Annotated in this window: 16 protein-coding genes and 2 pseudogenes; 12 read left to right on the plus strand and 6 right to left on the minus strand. The window is 57.7% G+C overall.

The features are described from left to right. Nucleotides 1-589: 589 nt before the first annotated feature. From V9K92_RS01695 to V9K92_RS01710, 4 genes and pseudogenes are all read left to right on the plus strand, one after another. Nucleotides 590-823, plus strand: a pseudogene (locus V9K92_RS01695) (aldehyde dehydrogenase family protein); the annotation flags it as partial. A gap of 33 nt (nucleotides 824-856) precedes the next feature. Continuing rightward, nucleotides 857-1,255, plus strand: a pseudogene (locus tag V9K92_RS01700) (cupin domain-containing protein); the annotation flags it as partial. Further along, nucleotides 1,256-1,396, plus strand: a complete 141-nt coding sequence (locus V9K92_RS01705; protein ID WP_337353040.1) for a hypothetical protein — start codon at nucleotides 1,256-1,258, stop codon at nucleotides 1,394-1,396. It begins immediately after the preceding pseudogene. A 112-nt stretch (nucleotides 1,397-1,508) separates the two neighbouring features. Beyond that, nucleotides 1,509-2,276 carry a class I SAM-dependent methyltransferase gene (locus V9K92_RS01710; RefSeq protein WP_337353041.1) on the plus strand — a complete coding sequence of 256 codons (768 nt, stop codon included), beginning with the start codon at nucleotides 1,509-1,511 and terminating at the stop codon, nucleotides 2,274-2,276. A 27-nt stretch (nucleotides 2,277-2,303) separates the two neighbouring features. Here V9K92_RS01710 and V9K92_RS01715 read toward each other — a convergent pair whose 3' ends face one another. Continuing rightward, on the minus strand, nucleotides 2,304-3,185 hold the full coding sequence (locus V9K92_RS01715) for an AraC family transcriptional regulator (protein WP_337353042.1): 882 nt from the start codon (nucleotides 3,183-3,185) through the stop codon (nucleotides 2,304-2,306). Between the two features lie 135 nt (nucleotides 3,186-3,320). On the opposite strand from V9K92_RS01715, the gene V9K92_RS01720 reads away from it, so the two are divergent. The 7 genes from V9K92_RS01720 (at nucleotide 3,321) to V9K92_RS01750 (ending at nucleotide 8,510) form a co-directional block, all read left to right on the plus strand. Further along, nucleotides 3,321-4,064 carry an SDR family NAD(P)-dependent oxidoreductase gene (locus V9K92_RS01720; RefSeq protein WP_337353043.1) on the plus strand — a complete coding sequence of 248 codons (744 nt, stop codon included), beginning with the start codon at nucleotides 3,321-3,323 and terminating at the stop codon, nucleotides 4,062-4,064. 15 nt (nucleotides 4,065-4,079) lie between these two features. Continuing rightward, on the plus strand, nucleotides 4,080-4,475 hold the full coding sequence (locus V9K92_RS01725) for a VOC family protein (RefSeq protein WP_337353044.1): 396 nt from the start codon (nucleotides 4,080-4,082) through the stop codon (nucleotides 4,473-4,475). Between the two features lies 1 nt (nucleotide 4,476). Then, a complete protein-coding gene (locus tag V9K92_RS01730) occupies nucleotides 4,477-5,460 on the plus strand; it encodes a saccharopine dehydrogenase family protein (RefSeq protein WP_336441122.1) in 984 nt (327 codons plus the stop codon). Between the two features lie 8 nt (nucleotides 5,461-5,468). Beyond that, nucleotides 5,469-5,795: a nuclear transport factor 2 family protein gene (locus V9K92_RS01735; protein WP_336441121.1), complete on the plus strand. Its 327-nt coding sequence runs from the start codon at nucleotides 5,469-5,471 to the stop codon at nucleotides 5,793-5,795. 106 nt (nucleotides 5,796-5,901) lie between these two features. Further along, on the plus strand, nucleotides 5,902-6,372 hold the full coding sequence (locus V9K92_RS01740) for a nuclear transport factor 2 family protein (protein ID WP_336441120.1): 471 nt from the start codon (nucleotides 5,902-5,904) through the stop codon (nucleotides 6,370-6,372). Between the two features lie 331 nt (nucleotides 6,373-6,703). After that, complete coding sequence (locus V9K92_RS01745; RefSeq protein WP_336441119.1) at nucleotides 6,704-7,330, plus strand: class I SAM-dependent DNA methyltransferase; 627 nt, start codon at nucleotides 6,704-6,706, stop codon at nucleotides 7,328-7,330. A 499-nt stretch (nucleotides 7,331-7,829) separates the two neighbouring features. Continuing rightward, nucleotides 7,830-8,510, plus strand: coding sequence for a DUF2161 domain-containing phosphodiesterase (locus V9K92_RS01750; protein WP_337353045.1), 681 nt, complete (start codon nucleotides 7,830-7,832; stop codon nucleotides 8,508-8,510). A 397-nt stretch (nucleotides 8,511-8,907) separates the two neighbouring features. Here V9K92_RS01750 and V9K92_RS01755 read toward each other — a convergent pair whose 3' ends face one another. Together V9K92_RS01755 and V9K92_RS01760 are read right to left on the minus strand one after the other, a co-directional pair. Further along, entirely contained in the window at nucleotides 8,908-9,306 is a 399-nt protein-coding gene (locus V9K92_RS01755; RefSeq protein ID WP_337353046.1) for a nuclear transport factor 2 family protein, read from the minus strand. Nucleotides 9,307-9,446: 140 nt separating this feature from the next. After that, a complete protein-coding gene (locus V9K92_RS01760; protein WP_337353047.1) occupies nucleotides 9,447-10,400 on the minus strand; it encodes an NmrA/HSCARG family protein in 954 nt (317 codons plus the stop codon). A gap of 132 nt (nucleotides 10,401-10,532) precedes the next feature. Here V9K92_RS01760 and V9K92_RS01765 point away from each other — a divergent pair, with 132 nt between their 5' ends. Further along, on the plus strand, nucleotides 10,533-10,955 hold the full coding sequence (locus V9K92_RS01765) for a winged helix-turn-helix transcriptional regulator (RefSeq protein WP_307278486.1): 423 nt from the start codon (nucleotides 10,533-10,535) through the stop codon (nucleotides 10,953-10,955). A 276-nt stretch (nucleotides 10,956-11,231) separates the two neighbouring features. Here V9K92_RS01765 and V9K92_RS01770 read toward each other — a convergent pair whose 3' ends face one another. The 3 genes from V9K92_RS01770 to V9K92_RS01780 all read right to left on the minus strand — a co-directional run bounded on the left by V9K92_RS01770 (nucleotide 11,232) and on the right by V9K92_RS01780 (nucleotide 13,171). Further along, a complete protein-coding gene (locus tag V9K92_RS01770; protein ID WP_337353048.1) occupies nucleotides 11,232-11,858 on the minus strand; it encodes an alpha/beta hydrolase in 627 nt (208 codons plus the stop codon). A 30-nt stretch (nucleotides 11,859-11,888) separates the two neighbouring features. Then, nucleotides 11,889-12,053: a hypothetical protein gene (locus tag V9K92_RS01775; RefSeq protein ID WP_337353049.1), complete on the minus strand. Its 165-nt coding sequence runs from the start codon at nucleotides 12,051-12,053 to the stop codon at nucleotides 11,889-11,891. A gap of 161 nt (nucleotides 12,054-12,214) precedes the next feature. Beyond that, complete coding sequence (locus V9K92_RS01780) at nucleotides 12,215-13,171, minus strand: quinone oxidoreductase family protein (RefSeq protein WP_337353050.1); 957 nt, start codon at nucleotides 13,169-13,171, stop codon at nucleotides 12,215-12,217. Nucleotides 13,172-13,471: the final 300 nt, after the last annotated feature.

Raw genomic sequence — 13,471 nt, forward strand, 5'->3', positions numbered from 1 at the left:
ACGGAACGGCAGCCCCATGTTCAGGATCCTCCACTTGTCCTCATGCCACGCTTATCGGCTCGCGACGAAGCAATAGCTCGAGTGAACACTGCCGGACCTTAGGTGGCACGCGCTCGCCCGTCATTTACTGTACCAAGATCGAAATCGGAAAATACTCTCCTTGTCCGCTCTGCCGTATCCTCCTGTGCCTGAATGCAAATTCGATACTGAGCGGAACGTAGCTCAAAACGCATCACAGTGGCCGGGGACCGTCCTCCAAAAACCCGAGATCATCCTCGATGGTGGACGCCCAAGGTCTACCGTCTGAAGGGCGACCACAAACCAGGACACCATCCACGTCGATCATCAATGCGGCGACAAAACTGATTGCCCTCCTTGTCGCAAAATCCCCCAAACACTACTACTTACGGTCGAAAGACGTCAGGCTGCAACTTTCCGGACTTCATAAGATGCTACAAGGTGTAGGATATTGAAAACGCATCATCGAGTGCGTCCTGATCCTTCGTTGGGGGCTCAATTCCATTATAGTCGGCAAGCTTGTGGAGGGCTGTCTGTCCCAGAGAGATGGACCACGGCATACTTTATCACTCGCACTGAGTTCGGACTCGGCTCCGCAATTTGGTCACGCGATATCGCGAAGGCAAAATCCCTAGCACGCAGGATCAACTCGGGGGCTGTCTTCATAAACGGCATGGTCGCTTCAGATCCCCGCTACCCGTTCGGCGGCATCAAGCGGTCGGGCTATGGTCGCGAGCTTGGTGTCTATGGCATTCGTGAATTCGTCAACATCAAGACCGTCTGGGTCGGTCCAGTTAAAGTATAGAGGAGGAACCGGAAATGGTAGGCGCAGCGATACCTACGTCCAAGGGAGCTCAAGACCAACGACCGTGGCGGCGGAGCCAGGACAACGCCACTGGTGACCCGCAAATGCGGGTCGACCAGCATGATTAACGGCATTACCGTCTTCGATCCCGGGGCCTCGATCGGTCTTCATCGTCACAACTGCGAGGAAAGCGTGATGGTGCTGGACGGTGAAGCTATTGCGGAAATCGACGGTGTTCAGCATCGATTGGGCGCGAACGATACGACTTGGATTCCCACTAACATTCCACATCGGTTCATCAATGCGTCGAATAGTGAACCGATGCGCATTTTTTGGATTTACGCTTCCATAGATGCGACGCGGACGATGATTGCAACGGGAGAGGAGCGGGCCATTGACGCTGAACATGCAACCGCAGGAGCATCAGGCTAAATGTTTACTGAGGTTGCCGAAACTACCGTCCTGGAAGGCAAGGCGTTGCTTTTTGAAGACGGTGTCTCCAAGGCCGTTCCGCTGTGTCGCTTTGCCCTTAAAGGGGTTCTTCCTCACTTTGTGTGGTTAATAGATCCTTAACGTCGCAGTTGCTATCCACGGTGATACGCACGAAATCAAAATGGTCACCCGGCCCAAGCGTCAACGTTCTGGGCATCTCTCTCGAAAGCGAAGTCAGAATTACGAAAACTATATGGGCCGTTGGAGCCGGCGGGTTGCCGCGAAATTTGTCGAATGGCTAGCACCACAGCAGAATGCCGCCTGGCTCAAGGTCGGTTGCGGCACCGGCGCACTGACTGCGACCATACTTGGTGAATGCGCGCCGCGTTCGATTCTGTCAACCGACCCGTCGGAAGCCTTCCTGGCGCATGCCCGCTCGGGGATCGAGGATCATCGTGTTCGCTTCCAGGTAGCAAGCGCCCAAGACCTTCCGGCCGAAAATGCCAGCATGGACGTCGTCGTCTCGGCACTTGTGCTGAACTTCGTCCCGGATCGGCCGTCGGCACTAGACGAAATGCAGCGCGTTCTAAAGCCGAACGGATTGTTGTCCTTCTACGTCTGGGATTATCCCGCTGGCGGTATCGGCTTCATCGACAGTTTCTGGAAGGCCGCCACCGAAGTTGATCCTCAAGCCGCCGCACTGGACGAGAGCAAGCGGTTCCCGTTCTGCACGCGCGAGGGGCTGGCGGAAATTTGCAACGCGGCAGGGTTGCGTTCGCCCGCCATCGCACCGATCGAGATCGAAACCGTGTTCCCGGATTTTGAAGCGTTCTGGCTGCCGTTCACGTTGGGAGCAGGACCTGCGCCGGGCTATTGCGTCAGCCTCCCCGAGGATCATCGGGCAAAGCTGAAGGCGAGGCTCGCCAAGACACTGGGAACGGATGGCGCGATTCGCCTTTTCGCGCGGGTATGGGCAGTCAAGACGCGCCGATTAGAGCTGTCAATCAGCGTGCAAAAGTAAGGATGGAATTCTCCCGCATAGGCGCAGTTACGCGGCCTCGCTTCGAAGACGTACTACGTCCCTGGATGGCGGCAGCCCGAACTGCCGGGCATATTCCCGGCTGAACTGGTTCGGGCTTTCGTAGCCGACACCGAACGCCACTGAAGTGGCATTTCCTTTTCCGGCCATAAGTAGCGTGCGCGCATGCAACAGCCGGACTTGCTTCTGGTACTGGATCGGGCTCAGCGCCGTGACAGCCTTGAAGTGGCGGTGGAATGCCGAAACACTCAGGGCTGCCATCTCGGCGAGCACTTCCACCCTCAGGGGCTTTGCAAAATTCTGTCGAATCCATTGGATTGCCACGCTGATCCGTGAAAGCGCCGCATCTGGTGCTGCGATATCCCGAAGCATCCAGCCGAGCGGCCCCTGCAGCACGCGGAACAGGATCTCCTTTTCGTAAGCGGGGGCCAGCACAGCGACCTCGTCCGGCCTGTCCATCAGCCGGAGCATTCGAACCCAGGCATCGAGAAACTCGTCGTTGACCGGGGCAACCGAGAAGCCTGATCCGAATAGCTTGCTGCAGACCTGGATGGGAAGGTCACTGATCAGCGCCGCGACAGTGGGAGGATGAAGCGTCAGGCTGACCGCGAGATACGGCTCCCCTGTGGCCGACGGATGCACCGCCCCCACGGCCGGAAGATCGACAGACATGACGAAATAGGTGGCCGGATCGTAGGCAAAAGTTCGCTCGCCAACCGTCATCGTCTTCGAGCCCGTCAGGATCAGGTTGATCATCGGCTCGTAGACGGCTGAGAGCCGATGTCCCGGTATCTCGCCCTGCACCATGGCAACACGGGGGATGCCCGTCTCCGTCCGGCGGTTTTCGGCCGACGAAGCCAAACTGCGCAGTTCCTGGAGTTGCTTTTTCATGGGAGCGAAGGTGACAGACTGAGATCGGCTCCGCAAGCGAGAAGCAGAAATAGGCAAGTTTTAGAGAGAAATGGGTGAGCGCGAGAGACGGTGCAGGCTTAGCTTCAGGTCATACCAACACAGAAGGAAAGACTCATGAAGATCGTCGTCATCACCGGAAGCAGCCGGGGCCTCGGAGCGAGCGCCGCCGTTGAGTGCGCCCGAAACGGCATGGGCGTTGTCGTTACCTACAACAGCAATCTCGAAAAGGCAGAGGAGGTCGTGAAGACGATCGTGCAGAGCGGCGGCAGGGCCGTGGCTCTCAAGCTTGACGTCGGAAACGTCAGCGGCTTTCCAGCGTTCCGTGACGCCGTAGCCGCCCAACTAAAAACCGTCTGGGGCCGTGGCGACTTCGACTGTCTCGTCAACAACGCGGGCTACGGCCTATTCAATCCGATTGCAACAGTGACGGAAGAACAGTTCGACGGGCTGTTCAACGTCCATCTCAAGGGACCGTTCTTCCTGACCCAGATCCTGCTGCCGATGATGGCGGATGGCGGCCAGATCATCAACATCACGAGCGCCACCTCGCGCGTGGCCACTGCCGGGGTCGCGCCCTATGCCTCGTTCAAAGGCGGTCTCGAGGTCCTCACCCGGTACATGGCCAAGGAGTTCGGCGAGCGGGGAATCAGGGCGAACTCGATCGCACCCGGGGCAATCCGCACCGAACTGGGTGGTGGCATGAACGACGAGTTCGAGGCGATACTCGCGGGCCAGACCGCGCTCGCCCGCGTCGGCGAACCCGAAGAGATCGGTGGCGTTGTCGCCAGCCTTCTGTCGAGTGAGAACCGCTGGATCAACGCCCAGAACATCGAAGTCGCGGGCGGCTACATCATCTGACCAAAGGAGAGCAGCATGCTCGACCACATCTTCATCTCCGTCAGCGATATCGCCCGCTCGATCGCCTTTTACGAGGCGGCACTGGCACCACTCGGAATTGCCCACGCACATGACTACGAAGGAAAGGACGGACCTTGCGGCCATCCGGACCTGAAAGGTTTTGGCGCGAACGGCAGGGTGTTCTTCTGGCTACGCGAAGGGGTCGTGGACGGCCGCGCAGCGCATGTCGGTTTCGTCGCCAGGGGCACCGACCAAGTGGATGCCGCTTTCGGCGCGGCGATCATCGCGGGTGCAACCGAGATACATCCGCCCGGCCCGCAGCTTCACTACGACCCACGCTATTACGCCGCACAGGTTCGCGACCCCGATGGTTACAGCCTCGAATTTGTCTACAAGGATTGGCAGCACTGACATGACAAAACTGATGATCTATGGCGCGACCGGCTATACCGGCCGCATGGCAGCGAAATATGCGAAAGCGGCAGGCACGCCTGTCGTTCTCGCAGGCCGTACCGAGGAATCTCTCTCCAGGCTTGCTGCAGAGCTCGGCGTTGAATACCGGGTGTTCGGCCTCGACGAGGCTGCGGCGATTGACAAAGGCCTTGCCTATATTTCGGTCCTGCTGAACTGCGCCGGTCCTTTCCTGCGAACCGCCGGAGCTTTGATGCGGGCGTCGCTCCGCAACGGCGTACACTATCTCGACACTGCAGCCGAACTCGACAGCTACTGCCTGGCCGAAGACCTGGATGATGAGGCGAAGGCAGCGGGGATCATGCTGATGCCGGGCGGTGGTGGCAGCGTCGCAATGCTCGGCAGCCTCGCCGGACACGCTGTCGGGAGAGTCCACGACCCCCGAAAAATCAGGATCGCGCTGCATGTCGCAGGTGGCCTCTCGCGCGGGTCGGCAATCAGCGCCATGGAGAATGTCACGACCCAGACTCTGGCTCGTATCGATGGCAAGCTCGTAAGCGCTCCTGCTGAGGGAATTCGAAAATTCGACTTCGGCAAGGGTGGGGTCGACTGTTTTCCGGTGACGCTTCCCGATCTCATCACGATCTGGCGGTCGACGGGCGTCCCTGATGTCGAGACCTTTGTGCATGTGACAGGCGATGGCTTCCCGCAGGGCGATGTTTCGCTGCTTCCGGATGGGCCGAGCGAAGACGAGCGCCTCGCGAACCGATACCAGGCGGCCATTGAAGTCACCAACGCGGAAGGCCAGGTGACCAGCTCGCGTCTCGACACGGTCAACGGCTATACCTTCACCGCGATGGCAGCGGCCGAAGCCGGCCGCCGCGTGCTGGGAGGAGAATTCCGACCTGGCTTCCAGACGCCCGCCGTTGTGTTCGGAAGCGGCTTTGCTCAGACTATCGCCGACACCACAATCGTCGACATCTGAGGAACGCCATGCAGAAGCTCGTCGAATCATTCATCGCATCCGCAAACGTCTTCGACGTCGAGCGCGCGCTGTCCCTGTTTGCTCCCGATGCGGTCATCGAAGATGTTTCGGTCGGCAATGCCTTCGTCGGCTGGGACGGCGTCCGGATCTATCTGGAGCGGTTCTTCGTTGGTTACAACACCGCAAGCAGGGTGCTGTCTATTGAGACGCTGGACGGCTTCAATTCGAATGTCCGTGTCGATTTAGCCGGAGATTTCGGTCACGAGGTGGGCATCCTCAAGATCGCTATCAATTCGGACGGTCTGATCGAGCGCATCGATGCCGATCTCGAGTAGCCGCCCACCTTACAGTCACATCAAGACAATGAACATCTGCGCCTGAGGCGCGGATGCCGGGGGAGGCTTGTATTCGCAAGTCTCCGGCACAATAAGGAGTACGTTCATGACAATTTCGCCATCTCCCACTCAGGAGGCTGCCGACAAGTTGGCTGTCGTCGAAACGCTGTATCGCTTCGCAGCAGGTATCGACCTCCGAGACAAGGAGCTTCTCTCGTCGTCGCTCGCAGAAAACGCGATCTCGGACTTCCGACCGGCCGCCGCCAAGGCCGGGTTCGAATATCCAGTCATCGAAGGCCGGGATTTCATTGCCACGGCCCTGTTGACGTCGCTTGGTACACTGGACACCACCCACTCCGTCAGCAATCCACGTGTGACCATCAATGGTGACACGGCACGCATGGACGTGCTCGTGGAAGCCCAGCACGTTCCTCGTCACGATTCCTCGCGTCACTACCTCATGAAGAACCGCTACGATGTCGAACTGGCGAGAAGCGGGGACAAATGGCTCATTACTCGAAACACGGTCGACAATGTCTGGCGGACGGGTGACCTGACTGTTCTCTCTGATATCTAAGCTTCCCATACAGGTGACGCCAATGAAATGGCGGCGGATTCTGTTCCCGCCTCCATTCTCACGCGGAAGGACCGCTGTTGATACAAACATGCAGCCATCTCAGTCCGCTCCATGTCCGGTTCAGCGCCATCGCCGGGTGAACGTATGACCGAGATGCGGGTGCATTGCCGCCCGGCATATTGACAATCGGTCGGCGGTGTCTCAGACCGCATTTCGGCGTAAGCTGGGAAGAAAATCGCCCGCGATGTCACAACTGCCGAAGTGAGAAAGGCGCAATGGGCTGATGGCCTCTCGCTCATCGAGCCTCTTGTCTTGAAGGAGGAGCGCTAAGATGAGCACCGACCGGGATACCGTGCGGTCCTATGATACGGTCGCGGCGGAGTACGCTTCAGAGGCCGCGGCGATGCCCGAATGGGTCGCGACAGAGATCGATGTGTTCGTGACCGCGCTGGGTGGCTCGGGCAGGGTGCTGGAGATCGGAAGCGGTGGCGGGCGAGATGCTCTTGAGCTTGAGAAACGGGGAATTAGCGTCCGGCGCACCGACATCTCGAAGGGTTTCGTCGACCTGCTTTGCGAACGTGGCTTCGAGGCTGACCTGTTGGACCCGCTGACCGATGAGTTGGCCGACCCGCAGCGTCCCGGCACGCCGTACGACGGGATCTGGGCCTGTGCCAGCCTGATTCACGTCGCGCGCGAGGATTTCGCCACGGTGCTTGGACGGCTGGCCGAGGCGACCCGGACCGGTGGCCGACTGTACGTCTCGGTTAGAGAGGGCGACGGCGAGGATGTGTCCACACACGGCAGTGCTGCTGCGCCGCGGCGCTACTTCGAGACGTACTGGCGCGAGTCTGCCTTGCGGTCCGCACTCTCTGACGCCGGCTGGATAGTCAGCGAGGTACGTCGGTGCGTCGGAAAGCCCCCTGATCGGTGGCTGAGCGTTCGGGCGAGTCGAGTGTAACGCACAAAGACTTGCGCGAATGGCCAGTTGTGGCACGACTATGAACTTTAGGTGGCTGCCGAAATGGCTGCTTCCAGGCGAGGCAAAGATTGCCTCTATGGCCGATATGAAGGCGCAAAGCAGTCGTCGTTCTTTGGTGGTTTTCATTCCTGTTTTGCCGAATCCCATAATTATTCGGAACGAGGGGGGACAACTAGGGGGTTGCAGTCCCTATCTTTTTTCAAGGCGATCATTGAATAGGCACTACACAACAGGCTTTTAATCGGGATTGTAGACATTCACGCTACAATCGAAAACGCTCCAAATTCGCCTATTATCGGCATTTTCAAAGGAAGGGTTTTTGGCAGGTTCCGCAATTGAACAGGCCGATTTTGAATTGGGAAAAGATTTCAGTGGGGTCGTGGGTTAGATACTTCTCAATGCGAGGCGAATGCGGTGTCCCTAACTGCCATATCGGTGTATTTCTTTGTCAAACGATTCTCCGATTTGATCTATATACATGGAAACTTCGCTTTATCTGCCGGTCAAAAGCTTTCTCGAAGAGGCAGGTTACGTCGTCAAGGGCGAGGTTGGCGGCTGCGATCTTGTCGGCCTAAGTAATGACGATCCGCCTGTTGTCGTGGTCGCCGAGCTAAAATTGAGTTTCAATCTGGAGCTCATTTTGCAGGCGGTCGACCGGGCGACCATTTCAAACGAGGTCTGGATCGCTGCCCGGATATCGTCCAGCGGTAGAGGTCGTGAATCCGACAAACGCTACCGCAACCTATGCCGCAGGCTTGGCGTTGGCATGCTGGGCATTTCCGATGCCGGCGAGGTCAGCGTTATCGTTGGTTCCGTATCACCAATGCCGCGGACCGATCTAAAGCGGCGTTCGAGGCTTATGCGCGAACATCAGAAACGACGCGGAGATCCGGTGCTTGGTGGTAGTACCCGCACGCCAATTATGACGGCATATCGGCAGCAGGCGCTTGCCTGTGCGGCAACGCTGACGGCAGGACCGCTGCGAGTGCGTGATATTAGAACCAACGTACCGGACGCGGGCAAGATATTGCTTTCGAATGTTTATGGCTGGTTTGAGCGCCTCGATAGGGGCATCTATGCGTTGACAGAAGCTGGCCGCATCGCGCTGCAGCGATGGCCGCAGCCGGATGTGCAGGGAGCCAGTAGCCACGACACTTGAGTGTTGGTTATTCATTCCGAATGTGCGTCAGAGAAGATTGCGTCCTATACATCGTTTATGCCGGGCCTGCAGCCGTTCTGTACTGCGAAAAATCGCATAATGGCTCATCCGGAACAGGACCTTAGAAAACCGCGTTGAGTGGTTCTGCGGTTCGATTCCGCTCAAGACCGAGGCTTCGGCATTCCCAAAACTGGACAGGATGGATCGCGGAGTTTCGCGAGGTGACAGCGAAAAACTTTTCCGGTGCTTCTGCATCAGAATCGGCCATGTGCAACCCGCCGCACGCCGCTACGCTGTTAAGTCCCCTTCGATTGTTGGCGAGGAGGAGAGGTTGGCGTTTGACACTCCCGCCTGCCGCTCTGAGGCGGCGCTATCGGCGTCCCAACAAAACCAAAGATCAACCAAATGTCTCCTGCACATACATGAGGTCAGTATATTCCCTCACGATCGCGATTTTTCCGTCTCGGATCTTGAAGAGAAAGAAATACTCGTTCTCATAGATTTTGCCCAACTTTGTGGTCGCTCGCGATCGAACTTCTGCGGCGACACTGTCACCCTCACCGACCATGTTGATGATTTTCATATCGAGACCAGTCGTGTAGGCCGAAAACATGTTACGGAACATGGATGCGGCCTCTGCTTTGGTCTTCGTTCCTGCGGACGAAAACAGGTTCGGCTTGCCGTTAACCCACCATGTGGCGTCCTCAGTCATGGCATCAATCAATCCGTCCACGTTCGACGTTCTGAAATGGTCGCAGAATTCTCGTACGATTTGCTTGTTGTCTTCTGTGCTCATGGTTGTTTTTCCAATGTTGAGGCTGAGGGGAAATTGGGCGCCGCGCGGGCTTCGAATGCAGCCAAGGGCCTGACCCGTGCTGTCCGGCGTCGGCGTCCACGGGACGATCGTCCCACGCCTGCTGACGCCGGTGTGAAGGCTCACAGACCGAACTGTGCTTTGTCGCCGCGCCATCCAGTCGACTTCAGGAACTGCTCCCACGAGAGCGTCTCCGGATTCAAGCGACGGCTCCATTCCAGGTCGTGTTCCTTACCGAAGTAGCCATACTCGACGGCAAACTCGACCATGCCGATCAACTCGTCGACAAGCAGCTCATTGGCGGCGAAACCCGGGAAGAATTTCAGAAGCTCTTCGCGCTCAAAAGCGCTGCGGTACTCGGCTTTGACGCCGGTGACGCGCTGGAATGTATCGACCATCTCGCGAGGAGACAGGATGTCGCCGACGATCGGGATCGTCTTGCCCTTGAAGGTGTGAGGGTCGGAGAGCACGGAAAGCACTGCCGGGCCGGTCGCAGTGACCGGATCGACGAAGGGTGCACGGAAATCCTCCGGCAGGTAGATCGGCATGAGAAGAGTGTCGCCGTCCATCTGAGGTACATAATATTCCAGGAGGTTAGTGTAGAAGAAGGCCAGCGATACGAACGAATGCGTTATCGGCAGCGTGCGAATGTAGTCGGCGACAAGGGCCTTGTCGGTGAAGTGCGGGGTGAACTTTCTGCCGCCGGAGATTTTGTCGACATTTTCGAGGGTCGAGAAGACGATGTGACCGACGCCGGCCTCGACCGCTGCATCTGCCAGCTGTTTGCCGAGCACGAACTCGGCATTATCCTGCGGCAGGAGCTGCGGCGTCATAAGATACGCGCCGTCGGCGCCCCTGAAGGCCGTCACAAGGTCCTTCTCGTGGCCGAGGCCAAGCGGCGCGACTACGACTTCGGCGCCGAGATCCGCCAAGCTGCGGGCCCCGACAGAGTAACGATTGCGGGTGAGCGCCCGCACCCGATACTGTTTGCTCTTGAGCAGGGCAGTGGCGACACTTCGACCCTGCTTGCTGGTGGCGCCAACAACCGCGATTAGCGGCATTTGTTCGGTAGACATTGAAATTGGTTCCCTACTTTTGATGCGTGGCTGGAAACGCGGCGCATCAGGTAGCGCCCCTTCTTTCCATGCAACCCAAGTAAGGATATGATGACTGTTGGTGAAGTACGTACAAATAGAGCATGTAGTATCATGAATGATAGTACCCCTTTAAAACGCAAACGCCGGACGGCTCATCGTACCGGCTGCGCTGTGGAAGCGACAATCTCTGTCATCGGCGGAGTGTGGAAACCGGTGATCCTCTTCCATCTGCTCGACGGCAAATTGCGCTTCAATGCTATTTGCCGCCTTACACCGGCGGCAACGCCAAGAATGATCACGCTTCAACTCAGAGAATTGGAGGCCGATGGCATCATCAGCCGGATCATTTACCCCGAGGTGCCACCAAAGGTGGAATATGAGCTCACCCAGTTGGGGCAATCACTGGCTCCGGTACTTGTCAGTATGTGCGAGTGGGGGGAGAAACTGCAGGAACTCAGCGGGCTCCCAGTCGATACGGGGGCATGTAGAAGCACGCTGAGGCAGGAGGCAGTTCTTCAAGAAAAGATCGCTTAGCTGCCGTCTAAAGCATCCTAGGTGTTATCCTTTAAAGACAGTAAGACTGTCCGGCTAAGAACCTTAGCGCGAAAGAAGATTGTCACGCGACAGGTCAAGAACGGTGATGCGGATGCGGTGTCCGACCCACCTGATCATCTGGTAATGAAGATTTTCGATAAGCGATACTCCTGTGCGTGTGACCAGCAAGCGGAAAGGGACTGACCGCTATACTCCTTCTCCGCAACTTGAAAAATGACTCGAACGTTGGGCAACGAACTGACACCTCTAGACGAATTAGTGCAGCGATATATCGGGCAGATTAGGGTTCAAGTTGCGCGCGTAAAATGCGGCCAGCCGATCAATCGCTTTACCCACGTACTCCGGCTTGTAGTACATGTCGTAGTGACCGGCACCTTCTACGACCATGAAATCTTTCTCGCTGGAAGACGAAAGGTCAAACAGACGTTGGCCTGACTCGTACTGACCAGTGGTCCCCCGCCGACCTCCAACAATGACCTGCAGAGGTTGGGTCAATAGTTCCGGGACAAGGCTAGAAGCGTCGAAACTCAGCATGGAGCCATAGCTGACGAATAGCAGGCGGTTCGTGGAATTCGGGTGACGATACTGGGACTCCCGGTAAAACCTGACGGCTTCGAGCACATCCGGGTCCGTTATGCCCACATTTTCGGCCTCCTTCAGACTATCAGGGATCCAAGGATCCCGACGCTGCTCGCCACCAAGCGCTTCGGCCGGTCCGCTGGTTCGCCACGTCCACCAGCGTTTGGCGATAGTCTGGCAGCAGGCGGCGAAGCGCTTCGCCGATGTCGTTGGCAACGACCGTTCCAACCGCTCTGAACCGGCATTCTGACAAGGCAGCGCTGATCGCGTAGCCTCCACCGGCGCAGATGCCAAGAAGACCAATGCGATCAGCATCCACGTAAGCCAACGTTGTTAAATAATCGATCGCGCAACGAAGATCTTCGATACGGGCAGCGGGGCTTCAAGGTCCCGTGGTTCGCCACCACTTTCGCCCTGATGGGACGGATCGAAGGCAAGAGCTATAAAACCTTTCTTCGCCAACTTTTCCGCATATATCGCACCGATCTGTTCCTTCACGCTGCTTCCGGGCGTTGCCAGAACAATCGCCGGATACGACAGGCTGCCATCGAACCCGGGAGGCAGATGTACATTGCCGGCAACTTCAATGTTTCCGTTTTGAATGAGATGCGTTTCATGTTGGACTACCTATCGATCTTGAATTTCTCATACTCAGGAGTTCAGACCTTCATTACGACCCGCCCCAGAGGCTTTGCCGTCTCTGCGTGCTCATGCGCGGAGGCTGCATCCTTGAGTGAGAACGTCCGATCAATAACGACCTCCAAGCGCCGGTCGGTCGCGGCTTTCAGGAGGGCGTCGACCGTTTCGTGTACCGCGGGCCTTTCGAACAGGGCTCCCATGAACACGCCGTGTAGCGTTTGGTTATTCTGCATCGGTTGCCATAGTTCGACGGCTAGACCGCCTCCGCCTGCATTGCCGACGAAAACCAAGCGTCCTTCGGGGGCGAGCGCCGACAGCGAACCCTGCAAGGTCGAGCCGACCGGATCGATGACGAGATCTGCACCCTTGCAACCCGTCAGCCGCCGAACCTCTTCGACCACATCCTGGTTGTGGCGGTCGATGAGATGTGTCGCACCGAGCGCGCGCAGGCGCGCCTGCCTCTCATTGCCACTGGCAACGGCGATTACCTGCGCCCCAGCCTGACGTGCCAGCTGAACTGCAGCAAGTCCGACACCACCTGCTGCCCCATGGATCAGCACCGTCTCTTCAGCCTGTAACTGTCCCTTGGTGCTTACGCAGTGATAGGCCGTACCGAATGAGATCGGCAGTACCGCGCCCTCGGCCATGCTCAAGCCGTCGGGGACCAGCCATGTGCGGGTTTCCGGCACCGCCCAGAGTTCGGCATGGGATCCCTGCATGTCGAAAGCCGCCACCTGCTGTCCGACGGTTCGGTGCTTCACGTTTTCGCCGACGGCAACAATCGTTCCCGCGGCGGCGTAACCGACAATCCACCGGGATTGCTGTTTCGTCGAACGGCGATTGACTAGGTCGCCTCCCTCAATGGAGACAGCCTCGACGGCAATGAGCACATCACCCGGTCCACAGGCTGGATCCGGCATATCGACATACTCGAGAACGGCTGGAATACCAGGGTTGTCATATACTGCAGCTTTCATCTATTTCTCCTTTTCCGTAACGGCGGGCCCACTGTTATTCATCGACCCCAACTTGTAGCGCTCAGCCACTCTGCTGAAGCTGACTGGTAAGGGTTGCGCAGTGCTTGAGGGGCCGGATCGTGGTCGTCTCCCGTACTACCGGGCACCATTTGGGTTGCTAAAGGGCCAGACGCCTGAAGCCTCCCAGTCGTTTGAGAGCTGCTACAGCGGCTGAGCTTTTCTTTTGAAATAATAATGAAAGACGAAATGCGCTGGGGAAACGACCGCAACCAATTCCCACCCAGCGTCACCGAGTTCGTT

It is taken from the genome of Phyllobacterium sp. CCNWLW109 (assembly GCF_037203905.1).
GTDB lineage: Bacteria > Pseudomonadota > Alphaproteobacteria > Rhizobiales > Rhizobiaceae > Phyllobacterium > Phyllobacterium ifriqiyense.